Raw genomic sequence first — 21,554 nt, 5'->3', positions numbered from 1 at the left:
ACCAACCAAGAAGCTAGGCCCTCATAGAACGATTTATCGGGAAATGAGGGTTTTTTATTTTAATACAGTATGCAGAAAACATTTCATATTTTAAACGGAGATTCACTGCTCGAACGTTTCCCTAAATCCATCAATGGAGAAAAAATAGTTTTTAGAGAATGTTTTGTCGACGGAAATATTAAAGGCGAAACACTTGAAGAATTATACAAGAACAGAGCGAAATTTTTAAACGAAAATTATGGAGAAGTTACCGAAGCTTCCTATAATTCAAAAACAGTCTCGCAATTTGAAATGATACAGAAACTGCCAGAAAAATCAAACGTATTTTTATGGTTTGAAGATGATGTATTTTGTCAAGTTAATTTTTGGTTTGCTGTCTCTTTATTACATGAGTCTGAAACAAATCCTAATAATATATTTTTAATTCGTCCCCAGGAACATTCTCCCTATTCTTTCTCGCACCATTCAAATGAACAACTTTTAGAAATTTACAATAACCCCTTAAATATTACACATCATATCGCAAATATTGCCCAGCTTTGGATGTTGTATCGTAACTCTGAATTAAAATCATTGCACAAAGAATCCTTAAAACTAAAAACAAAATATCCATTCATTTTTAAAGCTACGGAAGCGCTCATTGAAAGCTTTCCTACCAAATCATCTTTAGGACGCCCAAAAGAAGCCCTGATTGAATTAAAAAGAGAATTGAATACCGGAAATTTCGGTACGCTATATAGCGCTTTTAGTGAACGTGAGGCGATTTATGGTTTTGGCGATTTGCAAGTGCTTCGATTATTGAAGGAAATTGAATAATTAAGTTAGCTAACTCATATTTCCTCAGCAAAATCATCCTACTCAAAAGATATAATTAGTTTAACTAAAAAAAGGCTCCCAACAATGGGAGCCTTTTTTAATGTATTTAAAATTTCAGTTTTATTCCAAAAAGAAATTTAATTTCCAGTTAGGACAATGTTGTCAACATGGTAACGTGTTGTTGCATCTGGATCATTACCTTGATAGAAAAATGCAAAATTTACAGTTCCATCAATACACGATACATTAATAGGGCCCGCAACTTGAAAGCCTCCAAAACCTCCAGAAGGTCCAACGGGCACATTTGCGTCTAACTGAACCCAATCTGCCGTTGTTACATCTCCTGTAAAGTTTGTAGATGCTAGAACAGTTAAAATCAATCCATTATCGTAAGCAGCTTCAATATTGAAATTTAACTCCTCTTCAATAGTGTTGTCCATATTAATTGGAGGTGTAACCAACCACGCTTGAATATCATCTTCCCCAGAGTTAAACCCACTAACCTGTGCATAATTATTATTACTAAAGTTTCCAATGACCCATACCTCAGACCCATCGCCAACATTAACATTAGTCCATCCTGCAGCTACATAATCTTCAATTGCTTCAAAGGCTTCAAAATCCTCAGAGAAAAATGCTGTACCTCCGCCACTTGGGCCTGTACAATTGAAAGAGTCTGGATCACAACGGTCTGTACTATCAAAGTTAATATCTTCTGGACTGTTTACTGAAACTATAAAGTTATCTCCTTCAAAGTCTGTTGATAAAACGGCATTTAAAGAACCTCTTCCGTCAGGCAATAAAACACTTTTAAAATCAGCAAAGGTGCTCGTGCTTAAAGTAGCAGTGCCTCCAGTTTCACAGCTTTCTAAAATACGTTCTCCATCAAACATGTCTCCTGGCTCACCCGCAAATGTTTGACGATTGGCACCCAATACTATGTTACGGTTAAATTGCACATCGTTTAATTGAACATACGTATTTGTATTTGCTATGCTAAATTCTGCAGGAGTTATTGGCTTTGCTACAATATCTGCTACCTCAACATCTCTAATGACGAATTCTTCTAACCTAGACTCGGCAATTTTTTCTGCAGTCGTACCTCCGTTTAATATTCCCAAAGTAAAATTACCCGCTAAGTCGCCAGAATTAACAAAACCCGCAGTCAATCCATCAAGTTTTATAAAAACTTTACGGCCAAACTCAAAAGAAGTAAACAATGGATTTACATCTACTAACACACGCACTCCACGTGTAGGATTAGAGGGTGCATCTTGGATGATTAATTCTTCAAAGAAGTTTCCTCCTTCATCACTAGAGACAACATATCCGGATATATAATTATCAGTACCCTCAAAGGTTATAGCTCCCCCATTTTGCAAAAATGCGTCATACATCGCATTTATTGAAATAATATTCCCTTGAATATTTGGCGCAACAACAGTTGTGTCTGGCGTGTCAAAATCATCATCCTGTACACAAGATGATACAAATACTGCTACTGAAAGCAATACGATTAGTTTGTAAAAATTTAATGTTTTCATCTGAAATATATTAAAGTGTTCTAATTTTTATTGTTTAAAATCTTACGTATAAATTAAGGTAATACGTGGTACCGTTTCCGAAGAAATAACGATTGCCAAAAATTCTACCTCCTGGCGAATTTGTGTCTTCTTGTACGTCTCTATAATTTGTTTTTCTCCCTTGTTCAAAACCACCTGTTTTGTATTCCTGATCAAATACGTTGTTAATGGTGGCAAAAAAACCCGTGTAATAATCTCCTATTTTCCAAGATTTACCACCTACAACATTGACCAATGAATAACTGTCAAACTGTTCTTGTTGTAATAGTTCTCTAGCTTCTGTCTCGTCATAATCATTGAAGGTATTTCCATCAAAATCTGACGTAAAGTTTGACGTTCTCGCCAAATTATTTACATCAATATACGCATTTGAAAAAAAGTTTCCTGTTACGCCAACCCACCAAAAATCTGGATCGCGGTATTCAAAACCTATTTGATATGCTCTCTCAGGACCACCCGCTACATGGTAATCTTTTAATTTTGCAGTCCCATCTCCAAAAGTTACACGGCCATCAATATCATCACTCGTTAAATAAAGATTAGGGTTGTTGCTAAATGTATAATTACCCATACTCGCGGCTCCTTTTAATTTAATAGTGGGTGTTACCTGTGCTTCTATACCAAGCTCTGCACCTACATGACGTTGATCAATTCCTGTCATTACTTCTTGCACAAAAGCATCTTGCTCAATGCCTATTCCTGAAATATTCTCCGTAAAGTAAAACCCTATATCTGTTTTATCGCTCATCTGAGTATAGAAACCTGTCAATCTAGCTTTTACTATAGGAGACCTAAAAATATAACTTAGGTCAACACTATTCACTTTCTCGCTTTCTAGTCCAAAAACAGTTTCGTTATTGATACGGGCATTGCTAAAAGAGTTTCTAAGGTTTGGTGCCTTTGAATAGCTACCTAAATTTAAATCCACTAAGTGACGTCCCGAAACTTTATACGTAGCACCAGCCTTTAAACCAAAATTTGTAAAACTCAATTGCTCACTTTCACCAAAGGAAGCTGCTCCTGGGTAATTTCCGTTTTCAAACAATCCGTTACGTTGATAAGTTGTGTTCGAACCTGTAACCGCAGCATAAAAATCAACTTTTTGATATTTAAATTGACCTTGCGCAAATCCAGAAATCACATCGGCTTTCATTTCATAATTATACTTATAACGATCGCCTTCCTGAGCAATACGATTACGGTTTCTTAAATCACTCTGCGCAATATCGCCTACAACAACTTCTTGTGCTTGCTCATCATCTCCTGCGAAGAAATCAACATCCAAGTATCCTGCTCCTCCAAGTAAATCAGAAAGCTCAGCAAAATTTTCACTTTTAAGGCTTCGGTAATTAACAGCAGCGTTCAAAATAATATTTTCTGAAATTTCAGTATTCAAAATAGAATTTAGCGTTATCTGCGTGTCATCTGTTCTATCTTCTTGAATTGCGTAAATGGAGTTTCCACCGTTGGCCACGTTGGTAGCCGTTGTGTTGGCAAAGTATAATGAGTTCCAGTCCAATTGTCCGTCATTGATAAATTCTTGTTGTGCTTGATATGCCAGTTGGTAATCATAGGGTGAAGGACTATCTTCTCTTAAAAAATAACTAGGTAGTCTTTGATAGTAATTTCCGAAGGGATTACGAGCTCCTCCAATATATGATTCCTGACCATCTATGATGACAAGTCTTGTCCCTCCATTGTCAATTCTAGTTTGACCAGATTTTCCAAATTGGTACGCTACGTTCGTATTCAACGTTGTATTTTCACCCATATTCCAATAGTGATTTAACATCAACACAGGTTCCTCGATTTCGCGGATACGACTATTTCTCTGATCACCATCTTGAAATCCCCAATTAGGGTTGTAACGAATCCCTCTTAAATCGCGCATTTCTTGAGTGATTGCTGTTGAACGACCTCTACGATTAGGCGTATAAAAACCGGTAAAGTTTAAGCTATGCGCGTCATTTATTTTCTTTTCTACGGAAACGAAGAACGAATTAGCATCGTACAACGTTCCATCTTGATAACCTTCATCACCAAAACGGCGCGCTAGGGAAAATGAATACGCCCATCCACTTTGAAGTAATCCACTATTATACGTTCCCATAATTCTTCCACGGTAGCTTCTGTCTGACGATGCAAAAGACACTCTTCCTCCTTCTCTGTATTGAGAAGCTCTCATGATAATATTTGTCGTTCCTGCAACACCACCAAAACTGGCATCGTTTGCGCTAAGACCCATTGAAAATTCTCTGTTTCTTTGAACATCGTTTAAACCTCCCCAATTGCTCCATTGTGGGCGACCGGTAAGTTGTTTGTTCATTTCAATTCCATTGATCAACAATTTACCGTCCGCATTGTCAAGACCTCTTGGTCTAAAAAATGTAGCGCTAAAATCAAAAGCCGCGGCATTTAAAAATGCGTCATTGTTCGCTTGCAATAATCCTGAAGTATTGAAAGATGTTCCTTCATCTTGGTCAAGTTCGTTATCGCTCAAACTAATAATCCCTATTTGAGCTTCAATTTCGGTTAAGTCAAGTTCCAATTGTAGCGGATCAAGATTTAACGTGTTTCCGCTTTGGATAGTGATGGGAATTCGTTTTGCAACGTATCCTTGTTTTGTCACCCGAAGTACTTGTTCACCTTGAGGTAATTCTGTACTGCTAATTAAAAAAAGGCCTTCAGCATCAGTTTCTGTGCTGTAAATACTAGACTCGATGCTAATAGACACATCTGGAATCACATCGCTAGAATTGGTATCCACTACCCTTCCTTTTACAACTGCTTCCTGCGCCAAGGTTGAACTTGTCGCAACAAAAAGTGTAAAAAAAGTAAAAATGAATTTTTTCATTCTGAAATTTTAAAGAGTTATAATTATTAAATTGTTATGAAATGCGAGCAAAAGTAGGACTTTCAATTCAATTATTTACTTTTGAATCTTCAATTACAGAATCCTTTACATAAACTTAATATTACACATTCAATGAAATTTCCGAAGTACATTTTACCCCTATTATTATTGTCTTTCTCAGTAGCACTCGGGCAAAAAAAGAAAGAATACAAAGTGAATACTATTGCCTTTTACAACCTCGAGAATTTATTTGACACAGAAAACGACCCCATCACTTTTGATGATGATAGAACTCCAGACGGAAAAGATCATTGGACAGAAGAAATCTATCAGGCCAAATTGAAAAATATGGCGAAGGTAATTTCAGAAATAGGAAAAGATATTACAGGAACTTCTCCAGCAATAATAGGTGTTTGTGAAACCGAAAACAGAAAAGTATTGGAAGATCTTGTAAACCAAGAACCATTATTACTTAAGGATTATGGAATCATCCAATTTGATTCTCCAGATCGTCGCGGAATTGATGTCGCGCTTTTATATCAAAAACGTCTTTTCAATCCTACAAACTATAAGGCGCACGAGTTAGTTATTTATGATAACGACGAACCTACTAAAAGAATTTTTACACGGGACCAACTTGTAGTTAGCGGAATGCTCGACGGAGAAAAAATCCACTTTATAGTCAACCACTGGCCATCAAGAAGTGGTGGCGAAGCGCGTAGTCGCAAAAAGAGAATAAGCGCAGCAAAATTGAACAAACATATCATGGACTCTATTTTTGTTGATGAACCTTATGCAAAAATCATTACCATGGGTGATTTAAACGATGACCCAACCAGCCCAAGTGTGCGTGATGTATTGCAGCCTAAAGCCGAAAAAGAAGGAATGAAAATGAAAGAATTATATAACCCTATGTATAATATGTTCAAAGACGGTTTAGGAACGCTTGCTTATAGAGATGGTTGGAATTTATTTGACCAAATGATTCTTTCTACCGAGTTTACAAAAGAGGATTACAGCAGCTACCGGTTTTACAAAGCAGGTATTTATAACAAATCGTATTTAGCAAACTCAAGAGGACAGTACAAAGGATATCCGTATCGTTCTTTTGGGAATGGTGCTTTTACTGGTGGATACAGTGATCACTTTCCTGTATTCGTTTATTTAATTAAAGAAAAGGAAAGCAATTAGCTTTGGGTTATCAATAAAAAAAAGCATCCAAATTTCAAAATGAAATTTGGATGCTTTTTTTTTTAATAGCTACAAGTGGAGCGTCCTAAAAACTAATAACTATTTAAAACCACTGTGCCCAAGGAATTCTGCTCAAGATAAGCACCAAAGCAATTGTATAAAAAATTGCCAATGTTTTCAATTTGGGTGCAGATGTCAATTTCTTTTTATGTTTTGAATATCCTATGGTAATAAACACAGTTGCAAGTATCATCACTGTAATGTGTTCAACCGCATATAGGCGCAACATTGAATCTTTCATCACTACAGACATTCCATTATTCTTTATTGATTGAAATCCTAGTGGCGATATAAAATAGAGCACAAGACCAATCAACAACTGAATATGAGTGACGATTAACGCAAACAAAGAAATCCTGAAATCCTTATAACTGTACTCCTTTTTACTGAAATGCCCAACAACCGCATTGATTGTGGCTAAGAAAACAACGAGGACCACTAAATAAGCCCAATAGGAATGAATTATTTGAACAGCATCGTACATCATTATAAGTTTTAAGTTGGTGACCCAAAGGTACAAAATAAAAGAACCCGCTAAAGTAGCGGGGTTAGTTTAACTTTTCATTTTGAGGAATTGTTCATTGGCAAAATATTCAAAATGAGTTTCACTAATAAAAAAAACTGCCCCTTTTTAGAGGCAGTTTTAATTTTCAGTTACATTTCAAATTAGAAAGCATAACGTAAACTTGCGTTATACGTTCTACCGTTTCCAAGTCCAACACCAAAATTATCTTTTCTAGTTATGAATGCCTCATTAGTTGCATTATAAGCATTAGCACGGAAAGTTAATTTGTTTCCGCTAAAGTTAAATTTGTAAGTAAGACCTAAATCTAATAATCCGTAAGGATCAAGTCTTTCTGACTGAAATCTTACACCGTCTTGTGCAGCTTCAATTACTTGATCAGCATCAACTCTTGCATATAAGTCTGTATATACATTGTAATCACCATCGATAGAAAGTCCTTCACATAATTTAATCATAAGTCCAGCTCCGAAAGATGTTTGTGGCGCACGACCTACTTTAACCCCAGAAAGATCAAGTGTATTATCTTCGGGAGTTATAAATTCTAAAGTGTCATCATTTTGACGTGTAAATGGAGTTGCTCCGTCATATTTCCAGTTTCCTAATGAACCATATCCTTTAAGTCTGTAAAGGTCACTATCTGGACGGTATTCAAAGTCAAATTCAAATCCTTGGTGTATTTGAGTAACGTCTGTAAAACGATCTGTAAAAAACACATCAACTGGATTTTCTGGATCACTTAAATCAGTAGTTCTTCCACTAGAAGCTACATAACGATTTCCCCACTCTGTTCTATAAACATCAAGATTTATTCTAAGGTTTCCTGCTTTATAACGATATCCTGCTTCAAATCCTAAAATTTCTTCATTCTCAACTTCTGGTTGAACTAATGCATTTGAATTTCTGATATCTTGAAAAATATTATCTAAATAAGGTTGCTTTGAATAATATCCAGCGTTTCCGAAGAAAGTACTTGCATCATTAATTGCATAACCCAATCCACCTTTAGCATTATAACCTAGTTTGCTGATTTTTTCAGATTCTCCTAAACCGTCAACACCATCAATCGTAGTTCCTGTAAAACGTCCCGTTCTTTGAAAAGATTGTGTAGAAACGGCACCTTGCACAAAAGCTGAGAATCCACCAGAAACATATTCTGCTTGACCAAAACCACCTACATAATTAATGTTCTCACTATAATCATATTGCGTACGGTTTGCTTCATTTGCATAGTCAAATAAGGCTGACCATGGATCTGCATCATATTCATTTTGAAACGTGTAACCATCTGGACGATCCGTTCCAAAGTTGTCATTAAATCCTGTAAGACCCAATAAATCATTTACCTGACGGAAATGATCTCCTTTATAAAGTCTTGCGTCAACACCAATACTTAAATCCCAGTTTTCATTTGCTTCATAATTTAAGTTAGAAAGTAATCCATACCAGTTGTGATTGTTCACTGAAGCTCTCCTAATAAAAGAATCACCAAAGTTTCCAACACCATTATCAGCTCTTGCGATGTTGTTATCTCTTATTTGCTCAAAATCGATTTCTTGGTTTGGATTGTTGTTAATTCGTACACGATTTGAACTTGAACCCAAACCTCCTGTACCACCACCGCGGCCCCATGAAGCATATGCCACTGTAGATAAATCCGTTTTATCACTAACCTCATAATCCCAGTTTAAGTTTGCCACTGGCTTGTGGTAGTAATTACGGCGTTCTGTGTAACGCTCTCCGTCTAAGAAACCTGTTTGAGTATTGTGTTTTCCACCAAACTCATCATACACCTCTTGTCTATTGCTGAAGTTTTGATCGTGAAACTGTGGAGCACCAGTAAGTAAAAAGTTGAAAGAACTTCTATCACTTGGCTTATAACCTACTGCAAACAAATAATTTTGTCCTTGCCCAGCAGTACCAATAGCATATTTTCTGTGTGCTTGCCAGTGATCTAATAATACTGAAAATGCCCAACCATTTTCGTTCAATCCTGAATCATATGAAACAGTACCTTTAAAGTAACTATCATTACCGCCAAGTACACGCACAGACCCACCTTGTTGTTTATCTGTAGTCTTAGATATAATGTTCACGGTACCACCTACTGAAGAAATGGCAAGCTTAGAAGCACCAAGTCCTCTTTGTACCTGCACAGCATTAGCTACATCACTCATACCAGACCAGTTTGACCAAAACATACGACCATCTTCCTGGCTATTGATAGGTTGACCGTTCAATAAAAATGCTGTGTTAGTGTCATCAAATCCTCTTAAGAAAACCTCACTATCACCAAAACCACTTCCTTGGTTTGCAACATAAACCGAAGGTGTGTTTTTAAATGACTCAGTAAATTCTGCATTACCAGCAACTTTCAAGCGGATTTCTTCCTCTCTAATTGTTGAAACGGCAACTGGAGTTGTACGTCCTTCTGCTACTTGAATAACTCCACTTCCTACAATGATAACCTCATCAAGTGAAGCTGCATCTGGAGTAATATCAAGTGACCCTAAATTTGCAACACCATTTTGAAGCGTGTACTTAACAGTTCTTCCTGTAAAACCTACGTAGCTTAGTGTAAGAGTACCCGTATTATTTGCTACCTCTAATGTAAAGTTACCATCAAAATCTGTAATGGTTCCATTTGTTGTTCCTGTTACAAGAACATTAGCGCCCGGCAAAGGTCCACCAAGATCTGCATCAACAACAGTTCCTGTTACGGTACCTTGAGCAAACGATGAAGCCATCCCTGCTATTGCCATAAAAGTAATTAGTAATAGTTTTTTCATGTGTTTGTTTTTTTAATTTAGAATTATTTTGCAAAAGTACGGTTAACTTATACATTGACACAACATCAATGTTAAGAAAATGATACTAATTTATTAATCTAAAAGTAAATGATTTTTATCCCAATAGAAGAACTAGGAAAGTGGAGTTAATAACAAGTTTATCAACACATTATACTAAAATTTGATACAATCTAACTGCGTTTTTAAAGGCTCTATTTTCGCGTAATAGTCTTCACGAAATTCTGTTGGTAGCGGTTTTGAAGCCGGCAAATCTTCCTGAAAAGGATCAACTTGCTTTCCATTTTTCCAAAAACGATAACATACATGTGGGCCCCCAGTATTTCCTGTCATTCCTATCCAACCAATGACATCTCCTTGACGAACATAATTACCAACACGAACATTGCGGCTTTTCATGTGTAAATATTGTGTATCGTAAGTGCTATTATGTTTAATTTTTACATAATTACCATTACCGCCACGACGCTCAGATTCGGTTACGGTACCGTCTGCTGTTGCTAAAATGGGGGTTCCTATAGGTGCGGCAAAATCTGTCCCTTTGTGAGGACGCAGTTTATATCCATAATATTTAATACGCCTTTTAAGATTATATTTTGAAGAAATACGACTAAATTTTACCGGAGCCTTTAAGAATGCTCGTCGTAAATTTTCGGCTTTTTCGTCATAAAAATCAAATCCGTGCAGGCTGTCATTATTATATCCAAATGCATACAAAGGCACTCCCTTATGTTCAAAATATGCGGCTTTTATCTTGTCAATCCCTGCAGGTATGGTATCGTCAATATATTTTTCAGTATAAACAACCTTAAAGCGGTCGCCCTTTTGGAGTTTAAAAAAGTTGACCGTCCAAGCATAAATATTTGCCAATCGTTCAGTCATCGCCGGACTTAGATTGTTCTCTTCCATCGTGACTGAAAGCGAATTTGTAATAATCCCAGAATCCTCGCGCTCAACATATTTTATGGGTTTCTGAAATAAGTTTACCGACACATCATCTCTAAAATCAATTACCGCATAATCCACTTTACTCTTTTCATATATGAAAACTTGGGTAGTATTTAAAGTGTCTTTAGAATTTAACAATACGTAAGGCTTGCCCACCACGATCCTACGTACATCAAAACTATCTTTAAAGCGTGTAGCAACTTCAAAAATCTTCGAGTTGTTGACGCCATTTTCGTTTAAAATTCCTCCAAAGGTGTCTCCTTTTCTAATGGTATCACGCACTACGTTGAAATCATTCAACGTATAACCGTATTCTCTTGTTATTATTTCTTCTTCGGAAAGAGGAACAATGGAGTCGTCTTCTTTGATTTCCTCTTCACATGATAGTAGTAAAAATAGCGCCGGCAGTATATATAGTAGGTATTTCAAAAGGGAAATTCGTTTAATATTTCCGAAGAAAAACTTCAGAATCAAATGTTATTATTCTTTAAATTATTAAATATCTGTTCCCCATTCTGAGAGCTCTTTATCGCTCCAAACGCTGGGGAAAAAAACGCGTTTTTGATATTTGGGGTGCATATATTTTTTCCAATCGCTGCCACCCGTCGCTTCGATTTCTTTAAGGGTATCATCACCACCTATGTAAAATTTTGCAGCATTGTAATGTGCCATCACCCAAGTAACATTTACCGTATAATCGTAATGACGCATGGCTTTTACAAGTGTTTCATTTTGTTTTACATTTTCTGGTAATTCTTTAAACTTGGCGTATAAATTTGTGGTATTATATTCTTGCGTAAAGATGATAAATTCGTCTTTATAACGCTCCTCAAAAGCTGTCAACAAATAGCTCTTTTTACCGGTTTCAAAATCTTTTCCAGCTGCTTGCCAATACAGATGGTCAAGCGCGTGCTCGTAAGATGTGTCGCGGTCAATCGTTTTTCTGAAACGTGCATCAATCAAATTAATCAAATCAGTTGAAGCAAATTCTATTTTTCGGTATTGTGCACTTTGAAAACCACTCGCTGGGGTCAGCGTCATTCTAAATTTCATATATTGCTCACGGTCCATGCCGTGCTGCATAATGGTAAAGGAAGAGGTTAACATATCAAAATACCTACTTATACGCATCAACTTTTGAGAAAAGAATGCTACGGAAATTTCCGCCTCTTTTGAAACTTGCTCAATTTCCCATAAAATCATTTTAAAAAGCAACTCGTTGATTTGGTGGTACATAATGAACACCATTTCATCGGGTAATGTGGTACGTTGTATTTGTAAATTGAGTAGGGCATCTGTTTGAATATAATCCCAATACGTGATAGGTTCTGAATGCAACAACCCTTCAAGATGTGTATCTAAATCCTGCCCTATGGCATCAAATTTTTTTTCTAGTTGAGCTAAAAGATCTTTGGTTGTTTTTTCTATTTTCATTTGTTAGTCTACAATAATCTTAAATTGATGCTGTAATCCTTTATACTCTGTCAATGTTGCTTTAAGAGACCCTACCATTAAATCTGCCTTGATTAAAATGGGCATCTTGTTATCATCGTCTGTCACCCAAACCGTTAAACTCTCTTCTTCTTTAAAGACTCTTCCGCTCTCCACATAAGGTCTAAATATAAGTGTGGGCACTTTGCCAAAATTAGTGTTTAAGGTTTCCCTACCCAAAAATTTTAAACGGAATTTATGCGTGCCACGGTCAAAAAACATATTCATATCAATCACATCGCCTATTTGAATATTTTTTGTGTCTAATTTATTACGTAAATAATAGAACGAAGAGACCATATCCTGTGCATTTGATGGCAATGCTACCTCTTCAATGGTACCGTGTTTTTTATTATTGACCCTCGCCATTTGCGTTTTATAGTCAAAATTAATTTCAATATCTTTTGTGTATCCACCTTCATCAATCTTACGGATAAAACGGTATGGAATATTTTTGTCTTTGTCAATGTAAGACTGGTAATGATCCTCGACGGGAAAAACCCAATCAGTCATACCCGTGGTTTTACCCACGCCCTTGACATGATGTACTTGCTTTCCGTTCACAGTAGCATTTTCTACAGTGAGTGTTGCATAGCCTGCGGTAATTAATCCATAGTGAATTCTAAATTTAAACCACTCTCCTGTATCATAAGCCCTTTCTTGTGAAAAGACCGCTGTGGTGATAGCCAACAATGCTATTGTAACATATTTTTTCATAGTATTCTATTTGATGTCATCACCAATTACAATAGTTGTTCCAATTTTTCAATATTAATTTTCTCTTCGGAAATGTACAGGGTTTATTATAACTGCACAGTTTTCAAATCTGTTATATTTCAGAAGAAAATAATTCTCAAAATGATATTTTAATGATCTAACCAACTCTTAAAATAATCTTCGTCTGCAATTTTCATCGCCTCTTCGGTAACCATTAACGGTTTAAAAGTATCCACCATAACGGCAAGTTCGTCACTTCCTTTTTTACCTATACTTCGTTCCACAGCTCCCGGGTGAGGACCGTGCGGAATTCCAGCAGGATGCAAAGAAATATGACCTGCATCAATATCGTTGCGGCTCATAAAATCGCCATCCACATAATATAACACCTCATCGCTGTCAATATTGCTATGGTTGTACGGCGCAGGAATACTATCTGGGTGATAATCGTATAATCGTGGGCAAAAAGAACACACTACAAAAGCATCTGTCTCAAAAGTTTGATGCACTGGTGGCGGTTGATGAATGCGCCCAGTTATCGGCTCAAAATCGTGAATTGAAAAGGCATACGGATAATTATACCCATCATATCCAACAACATCAAATGGATGAGAGGCATAGACCATTTCAATAATTTCGTCTTTCTTTTTTACTTTCATTAAAAACTCGCCCATCTCATCATTGGTTTCTAATTCATAAGGCTTACGAATATCACGTTCGCAAAATGGGGAATGTTCCAGTAATTGCCCAAACCAATTTCTATATCTTTTAGGAGTATAAATAGGTCTGCGAGATTCAACTATAAAAAGACGATTGTCCTCAGTATCAAAATCTATTTGATAAATTATCCCGCGTGGAATCAACAAATAATCGCCGTATTTGAAATCTAGATTTCCTAAATGTGTTCGCAGTTTTCCGCTGCCTTTGTGAATAAACAACAACTCATCTGCATCTGTGTTTTTATAAAAATAATCTTTTATGCTATGCTTGGGCGCTGCCAGAATAATGGTGCAATCGCTATTAGTCAACACTGCTTTCCTGCTTTCCAAATAGTCATTTTCGGGTTGTACTTGAAAACCTCTAAAACGGTAGGATTGAATGTTATTTTCTTTTGCAATTTTTGGTTTAACACTGTACTGCCGTTTAATTTCTTTGACCATTGTTGGACGATGCTCGTGGTAGCTATTGCTGTACATTCCATCAAAACCAATTGTACCAAAAAGCTGCTCACTGTATAAAGAGCCGTCAGGTTTTCTAAATTGTGTATGTCGTTTGGGCGGTATCTTCCCTAGCGTGTGGTATAATGGCATAAAATTTTCTTTTGTTGAATAACAAATATCGGAAAAATAAATCTCAATATTAAGGATGGGAAAGTTGAAATACGACCAGAAACCTCAAACCTTAACAAAATCCAAATCTCAATTGTAAACTTTAAATGAGACTTTGCAAATAATTTCGGTACTTAAATGATTTAGATTTTCAGAAATGCTTCCTAAAAAAAATTCTACCATATACCCTCTTCATAAAAAAGATAATCAAAACCTAAACCCCGCACTCACGTGCCACTCTCCTGTGCTTCTTTCTGGCGAGTGGGCGTATCTCACTTCGACGGGACCCATAAAAGTTTCAAGACCGTAACCGATTCCGAAACCACTGTAATCTATTCCGTCAATCCACTGAGCGTCAACAAGCAAATCATCTCCCACGTTTGCTATATTTCCGAAGATTTGAATATGGCTCTTCTTAAAAATTTCATAGTCAATTGACAACATAGATTTTAAATACGTGTCACCGCGAATGCTCAATGCCTCATAGCCATAAAATGGAATGATGTTATTTAGATTTTTAAAACCGTATCCGCCCAATAAAAAATCTAACGATTTTGTAGTGTCATCACCTATTTTAAAGCCTCCTCCGGCCGTAACATACATTGAAAATTTATCAAATATTTTTGTGGCATAACCAAATTTTGCCTTTGGAATTGCAAATTGCTCAAAGTCATTATTCCGCCCTTCGGCGAAAGCATAAAAATGAATATCACCATCTAAAAAGAAACCGCTAGATGGAAAAAATGGGTCATCGAGACTATCGTATTTAGCGTACCCAAAAGCGCTATAATAGTTAGTACTTTCAAAAACTGTGCGCAGGTTATTTTGTTCGTCAATTCCTAACGTTTCAGAAAGTAATCTCAAATATTTATGCTCAACACCTGTTCCAATGGTAAATGTTCGCTTAAATAACGTTTCAAAAAACAGCCTATTTGTAAAGTCGTTATATTGTAACTCCAATTGGTTGAGGCCTTCGGGAGCGATAAAACCTGGGTCATTTACCAAAGAAATGGGGATATCCTTTTCAAAAAAATCAAACGAACTATTCAACCCAATACTCCAATAATAGCCTTTGTCAATATAGTAGTTGGCATTGTAGCGAAAATTATCCCCAATAATAACATCTACACTTGCTACATCATTATTGGTCAATAACCTTTTATAGGTTAAATTCACTAACGCAGATGTGCGATATAAGTCGTCATAATGAACCCCAAAGCGCAATGACATTCGTTGTTTTGTTTCATTCACATTGAAAACCACCTTGTAGCTTCCATCCTCATCCTCAATAAAGCGGTAGTCAATACTGTTGTAATTACCCGTAGCCGAAAGATTATTGACTCCATTACTGAAATCTCTAAAAGTTGTCAAAGCAGGCAGTTTTAATTTTAACTTACCCAGCACATACTTTTCAGTGTATTTATTTGTGCCATTGACTTCTACACTTCTAATCTCTATATTATCATTTTGCTGAAATTTAACAACCTCACGGGCAGAGGTTTGTTGTTGGCTCGAATAGTTGTTCAAGACATCTTCAAATACCATTGCAGCTTCGTAACCATTTTTTATAATTCTTCTTCCTTCATCAAAAGAAACAACGCTAAAGTCTCTAATTTCAGGCCGAATGTACACGTCAGTAGCTGCTTTTTTAGCCACCATAGCTTCGATGGTGCGATAATTATTTATTTGCACTAATGCATCAAAAGCAGACCGAAGCCCATCTTTATCACGTAGCACATCTTGAACGTCAACGCCAATGATTACGTCGACTCCCTTTTTTCTTAATTGCTCAATGGGGTAGTTATTAACTACACCTCCATCGATAAGTACTTGGTCATTTATAATAACTGGAGAAAACAGCGAAGGTAAAGCACCACTCGCCAAAATTGCCCTGGGGAGATATCCATTTTCAAGCAATACTTCCTTTCCTGTTTCAAGGTTAGTCGCCATGCAGAAAAACGGAATGGGTAGCTGCGAAAAATCATCGGTTGTGTCAACGTGCGCCATTAATTTGGAAAGTAAATTATACACATTCTGTCCTTTAGAAAGCCCCGAAGGAAAACGTATTTTAAATCCATCAAACGGAAGCGTTACCCCGTATTTTTCGTCCTCCGCTTTTTCATAGAAAGTAGTAGCACTTCTAGGGATATCATCTTGTATTAATCTATTGAAATCTACTTCCTTAAAAATCGAATCAATCTGTTTTCCAGAATATCCCGAAGCATATAGTCCACCAATGATGGCTCCCATACTGGTACCACCAATATAATCCAAGCGCACCCCAGCAGAATCAATCGCCTTAAGAACCCCAATATGTGCAAGTCCTTTGGCACCACCACCACTTAAAACAAGACCTACTTTTAAATCTTTTTTAGGAGTGCTTTCGGGAACTTGCGCAATGGTCATTGTGCAAATCAGCAACATTATTATGTGTACGAATAACTTCAATCTATTCGGTGTTTTTATTTTGGAAATGTGTTATAATTTTCTTTGCCCTACTCGCTCCCACTACCTTGGCCAGGTCTTCAAAACTTGCCTGCCCAATTCGCTTTGTACTTTTAAATTTCCGAAGCAATTCTATAACTGTTTTTTCTCCTATGCCAGGAATGGTTTCTAGTGCGGTATTCAGTGCTTCTTTACTTCTTTTTTGCCTGTGAAAGGTGATACCAAAACGGTGTGCCTCATTCCTTAATTGTTGTATGATTTTTAAAGTTTCACTTTTTTTATCAAGATACAAAGGGATTGGGTCGTTTGGGTAAAATAATTCTTCTAATCTTTTCGCTATTCCAATAATGGCAATTTTACCTCGTAATCCTAATGAATCCAGTGCTTTTAAAGAGGAGGATAATTGTCCTTTTCCTCCGTCAATAATAATGAGCTGTGGCAGCGGTTGCTCTTCTTCTTTTAACCTTTTGTACCGGCGGTACACCACTTCTTCCATGGATGCAAAATCGTCTGGCCCCACAACCGTTTTGATATTAAATTTACGATAATCTTTTTTACTGGGTTTTCCGTTTTTAAAAACAACACAGGCCGCTACGGGATTTGTTCCTTGAATGTTACTGTTGTCAAAACACTCTATATGCCTTGGCTCTTCACTCAACCGCAAATCTTTTTTCATTTGTGCCATGATGCGTTTTTCATGCCGATCTGGATCAACAATTTTAGCTTGTTTAAAGCGCTCCATCCTGTAATACTTAGCATTACGAATGGAGAGGTCGAGGATTTTCTTTTTGTCTCCCAATTTTGGAATGTGGAACTTTACTCCTTCCTCGGTGGTAATAGGAAATGGTACGTAAATTTCTTTGGATTGCGAATTAAATCGTTGTCTCAATTCCACCACAGCGAGCTCTAATAGTTCTTCGTCGCTCTCGTCCAATTTCTTTTTGATTTCCAATGTGTGGCTTCTTATAATTGCTCCAAAGCTCAATTGCAAAAAATTGACATACCCATAACTCTCGTCACTGATAACGCTGAAAACATCTACATTATTAATTTTTGGATTTACAACCGTAGATTTTGCTTGGTAATTTTCAAGAATGTCTATTTTTTCTTTGATTCGCTGTGCATCTTCATAAAGCATTTTTTCTGCATACGCTTTCATTTGGTTTTTAAACCGAACGAGTGACTCCTTAAAATTCCCTTTTACGATGTTTCGGATGGCTTCAATATTTTCATTGTATTCAGTTTCAGAATAAAGCCCCTCACAAGGCCCAGAACAATTGCCTAAATGATATTCCAAACATACTTTGTACTTACCATCTCTAATTTTATCTTCGGCCAAATCATAATTGCAGGTGCGTAATGGATACAAACCTTTTATTAAATCCAACAGCGTATGCACGGTTTTCATACTGGTGTAAGGCCCATAATATTCACTGCCGTCTTTTATGAGTCGGCGTGTGGGGAATACCCGCGGAAAACGTTCGTTTTTAATACAAATCCATGGATAGGATTTGTCATCTTTCAACATCACATTATACTTGGGCTGGTACTTTTTTATCAAGTTATTTTCCAGCAAAAGGGCATCGGTTTCCGTGGCAACAACAATGTGTTTTATATCTACAATGCGCTTAACAAGCATGCGCGTGCGGGCGTTATCGTGCTTTTTAGTAAAATAGCTATTTACCCGTTTTTTCAAATTCTTCGCCTTACCCACGTACAATAATTTCCCTTCTTTATCATAATATTGATACACGCCGGGAGCGTCAGGAAGTGTGGAAATTTGTAATGTGACAGAAGCTTGAGCCATAGCGTAAAGATAATGGCATTTTTAAGGCTTCGGAAATGTGACTGGTGGAAAGTTTTGTTAATTTATTGAACATTTCAATTGGCAAAAACGTTAAAACTTACTTCTTTTGCTACGCATGAAACGAGCAGTTATCATTCAATATATCTGTTAATGTAGGGTTAAATATCCAGAAGATAAAACCTAAACTACTGCCCTTACGTACTTTTACTAAGTACAAAAACTCAATGAACCAACCGCTCGCTTATTTCAAAAGCTCAATTATCGTCCTGCTGGCGGCGTTCTATTTATTGACCCCACTTTCGGGCGCTATTCTTGAAGGCTTGCATAAAATTTCGCATGCGGTTTCACAGTCTACCACACACCATCATCATCATGGTCACAACGCACATTCCCATGGTCATGACCACGAAACCATCTCATTTATAGCCGAAATTTTTTCTGAAAAACAACAATCAGATTCCAACGAGAAAATAGCCACGGTTAAAATCGATAAGCATTTTTCTGAAATTTCTTACACATTAAAAACGCCTCAAAGAACATTTATTTTTCCCAACTTTAACTACAGTTTTGCCGAAGTTACATGTCTGCAGCTATTAGAATCCCCTCCCCCCGAAGTATAATTTTTATCTAGAAAAACCCCAAATTCCCAAAATACTCGCAATGTATTTTGGCTGGGCAACTATTCATTCTTTTTAAAAATTATACCCATGAAACTATCATTATTATGGAGTGTACTACTTTGCTGTTTCGCGATGCAAGCGCAAACGTTCAATGGTGTTGTAGTAACCCAAAACAATATACCGCTCGCAGATGTGGCCATATTTAACGCCACAAAAGGCAATCACTCACATACAAACCAAGCAGGAGAATTCACGCTCGAAAACGTAGACGTCAACGATAAAATTTCGTGCTCATATTTGGGCTACGGCACCGTTTATTATACTGTAAAAGCAACCGATTTTAACAACCCTGTTACTATTACATTAACGCAAGGTGCTGTTTCGTTATCTCAAATTGTACTCACCAACGAAATAAATACGCTCAACCAAATTGCAGTCGTTGACCTCAACAAAAATCCCGTAAAAAACACGCAGGAAGTATTGCGACAAGTTCCGGGATTATTTATTGGACAGCACGCAGGCGGCGGAAAAGCAGAACAGATTTTTCTACGCGGATTTGACATTGACCACGGAACAGACATCAGCCTCACCGTTGATGGGATGCCTGTAAACATGGTATCGCACGCGCACGGTCAAGGCTATAGCGACCTTCACTTTTTAATCCCCGAAACGGTAAAGAACATTGAGTTTGGAAAAGGACCGTACTATGCAAAAAAAGGAGATTTTACAACGGCTGGATATGTTGATTTCCGCACAAAAGAACGCATTGACAAGAGTAGTATTTCTGTTGAATATGGCGATTTCGATTCTTTTAGAACGGTAGGACTATTCAACGTTTTGGATACCGAAAAAAGCGATGCATACATCGCAGGTTCGTTTAATACTTTTGATGGGCCTTATGTGTCGCCTCAAAATTTTAACCGTATCAATTTAATGGGGAAATACACCTACAAACTTCCGCAGGACCAAAAGGTAAGTATTACGGCTTCGCATTTTCAAAGTAAGTGGGATGCTAGCGGGCAGATTCCGCAACGTGCTGTAGATGCTGCTGGGTTGATTGGCCGTTTTGGCGCCATCGATGATACCGAAGGCGGTAATACGAGTCGTTCAAATATCTTGATTGCTCATGAAAAGCAAATTTCAGAAACCAAAAAACTAGTGAGTAGCGCTTATTTTTCGCACTATGATTTTGAGCTGTTTTCAAACTTTACATTTTTCCTCGAAGATCCTGTAAATGGTGATCAGATTCGTCAATTTGAAGACCGAAATTTAATGGGCTTTCAAACGGCGTTTACAGAACAAACCTCATTACTGGAAACTCCTTTTGAATATACAGCCGGAGGTGGGTTGCGCTATGACGATGTGAATGACATACAGTTGTCACGCACAAAAAACAGACAGGAATTACTGGAGCGACTTGCCTTTGGCGATGTCAATCAAATGAATGCGTTTGCGTTTTTGAATACGGAGTTTGACTTCGGAAATTTTAAACTCAACCCAGGCGTGCGTCTTGATTATTTTAAATTTGATTATGTAAATAGATTGAGCGAATTGTATGACAATAAGAGTGAGAGCAAAGTATTTGCAACCCCAAAACTGAACTTTTTTTACAAAGCAAATCAAAACATACAGCTATTTTTAAAATCGGGAATCGGGTTTCACTCCAACGATGCGCGTGTGGTGGTTGCCAATAGTGGCGAGGATATTTTGCCTGCTGCCTATGGCGCAGATTTGGGTGGAATTTTTAGAGCCAACGACCGCTTAATTTTTAATGCGGCTCTATGGACGTTATTTTTAGACCAAGAATTTGTGTACGTGGGAGATGCTGGTATCGTTGAACCCAGCGGAAAAACAAGAAGATTAGGTGTTGACGTTGGCGCTCGTTTTGAAGCACTGGACTGGTTGTACTTTTTTGGAGATATTAACTACACCTACGCAAGAAGCACCGAAGAACCCAGCGGACAAGATTATATTCCGTTGGCTCCAGATTTAACGAGCACCGGTGGTGTGACATTTGAGGATTTACAAGGTTTTTCTGGCGGACTCAACTACCGTTATTTAAAAGACCGCGCTGCCAACGAAGACAACAGCATTATTGCCGAAGGCTATTTTGTAACAGATTTTAACGTAAATTATTCTTTCAGAAATATAGATTTCGGAATCATTATCGAAAACCTATTTGACACAGAATGGAACGAAACGCAATTTGCCACAGAAAGCCGATTGTTCAATGAACCCGAACCTGTGGAGGAAATTCATTTTACACCGGGAACGCCTTTCTTTTTGAGAGGAAAAGTGACAGTTAATTTTTAAAGAAGCCTCTATAGCCCTCTCCAAAGGGAAAGGGAGTTTGTTAATAAATAT

Annotated in this window: 14 protein-coding genes; 4 read left to right on the top strand and 10 right to left on the bottom strand. The window is 37.2% G+C overall.

What is annotated here, in order from left to right; genetic code table 11:
* Positions 1-69: 69 nt before the first annotated feature.
* The gene (locus ACSHW7_RS04035; protein ID WP_435678026.1) at positions 70-816 is read left to right on the top strand and encodes a DUF1835 domain-containing protein; all 747 of its coding nucleotides are present in this window, start codon (positions 70-72) and stop codon (positions 814-816) included.
* Between the two features lie 137 nt (positions 817-953).
* Here ACSHW7_RS04035 and ACSHW7_RS04030 read toward each other — a convergent pair whose 3' ends face one another.
* A complete protein-coding gene (locus ACSHW7_RS04030) occupies positions 954-2,360 on the bottom strand; it encodes a DUF5689 domain-containing protein (RefSeq protein ID WP_435678025.1) in 1,407 nt (468 codons plus the stop codon).
* Positions 2,361-2,394: 34 nt separating this feature from the next.
* Positions 2,395-5,253, bottom strand: a complete 2,859-nt coding sequence (locus tag ACSHW7_RS04025; RefSeq protein ID WP_435678024.1) for a carboxypeptidase-like regulatory domain-containing protein — start codon at positions 5,251-5,253, stop codon at positions 2,395-2,397.
* A 132-nt stretch (positions 5,254-5,385) separates the two neighbouring features.
* Here ACSHW7_RS04025 and ACSHW7_RS04020 point away from each other — a divergent pair, with 132 nt between their 5' ends.
* Complete coding sequence (locus ACSHW7_RS04020) at positions 5,386-6,444, top strand: endonuclease/exonuclease/phosphatase family protein (RefSeq protein ID WP_435678023.1); 1,059 nt, start codon at positions 5,386-5,388, stop codon at positions 6,442-6,444.
* Positions 6,445-6,547: 103 nt separating this feature from the next.
* On the opposite strand, the gene ACSHW7_RS04015 is transcribed toward ACSHW7_RS04020, so the two are convergent.
* The 8 genes from ACSHW7_RS04015 to uvrC form a co-directional block, all read right to left on the bottom strand.
* Positions 6,548-6,988: a hypothetical protein gene (locus ACSHW7_RS04015; protein ID WP_435678263.1), complete on the bottom strand. Its 441-nt coding sequence runs from the start codon at positions 6,986-6,988 to the stop codon at positions 6,548-6,550.
* 182 nt (positions 6,989-7,170) lie between these two features.
* Entirely contained in the window at positions 7,171-9,816 is a 2,646-nt protein-coding gene (locus tag ACSHW7_RS04010) for a TonB-dependent receptor domain-containing protein (RefSeq protein WP_435678022.1), read from the bottom strand.
* A 174-nt stretch (positions 9,817-9,990) separates the two neighbouring features.
* The gene (locus ACSHW7_RS04005; protein ID WP_435678021.1) at positions 9,991-11,211 is read right to left on the bottom strand and encodes a peptidoglycan DD-metalloendopeptidase family protein; all 1,221 of its coding nucleotides are present in this window, start codon (positions 11,209-11,211) and stop codon (positions 9,991-9,993) included.
* 66 nt (positions 11,212-11,277) lie between these two features.
* The gene (locus tag ACSHW7_RS04000) at positions 11,278-12,216 is read right to left on the bottom strand and encodes a tryptophan 2,3-dioxygenase family protein (protein WP_435678020.1); all 939 of its coding nucleotides are present in this window, start codon (positions 12,214-12,216) and stop codon (positions 11,278-11,280) included.
* Between the two features lie 3 nt (positions 12,217-12,219).
* Positions 12,220-12,990: a DUF3108 domain-containing protein gene (locus tag ACSHW7_RS03995; protein ID WP_435678019.1), complete on the bottom strand. Its 771-nt coding sequence runs from the start codon at positions 12,988-12,990 to the stop codon at positions 12,220-12,222.
* 149 nt (positions 12,991-13,139) lie between these two features.
* On the bottom strand, positions 13,140-14,300 hold the full coding sequence (locus ACSHW7_RS03990; protein WP_435678018.1) for a homogentisate 1,2-dioxygenase: 1,161 nt from the start codon (positions 14,298-14,300) through the stop codon (positions 13,140-13,142).
* Between the two features lie 225 nt (positions 14,301-14,525).
* The gene (locus ACSHW7_RS03985) at positions 14,526-16,724 is read right to left on the bottom strand and encodes a patatin-like phospholipase family protein (protein WP_435678017.1); all 2,199 of its coding nucleotides are present in this window, start codon (positions 16,722-16,724) and stop codon (positions 14,526-14,528) included.
* Between the two features lie 43 nt (positions 16,725-16,767).
* A complete protein-coding gene (gene uvrC / locus ACSHW7_RS03980; RefSeq protein ID WP_435678016.1) occupies positions 16,768-18,570 on the bottom strand; it encodes an excinuclease ABC subunit UvrC in 1,803 nt (600 codons plus the stop codon).
* Positions 18,571-18,794: 224 nt separating this feature from the next.
* Here uvrC and ACSHW7_RS03975 point away from each other — a divergent pair, with 224 nt between their 5' ends.
* Positions 18,795-19,190: a hypothetical protein gene (locus ACSHW7_RS03975; protein WP_435678015.1), complete on the top strand. Its 396-nt coding sequence runs from the start codon at positions 18,795-18,797 to the stop codon at positions 19,188-19,190.
* A gap of 87 nt (positions 19,191-19,277) precedes the next feature.
* Entirely contained in the window at positions 19,278-21,503 is a 2,226-nt protein-coding gene (locus tag ACSHW7_RS03970; protein WP_435678014.1) for a TonB-dependent receptor, read from the top strand.
* Positions 21,504-21,554: the final 51 nt, after the last annotated feature.

The sequence above is a fragment of the Patiriisocius sp. genome (assembly GCF_051252435.1).
In the GTDB taxonomy this organism is placed as follows: Bacteria; Bacteroidota; Bacteroidia; order Flavobacteriales; family Flavobacteriaceae; genus Patiriisocius.
The sequence above is the reverse complement of the archived record's forward strand: the minus strand, read 5'-3'. Positions and strand labels throughout refer to the sequence as shown.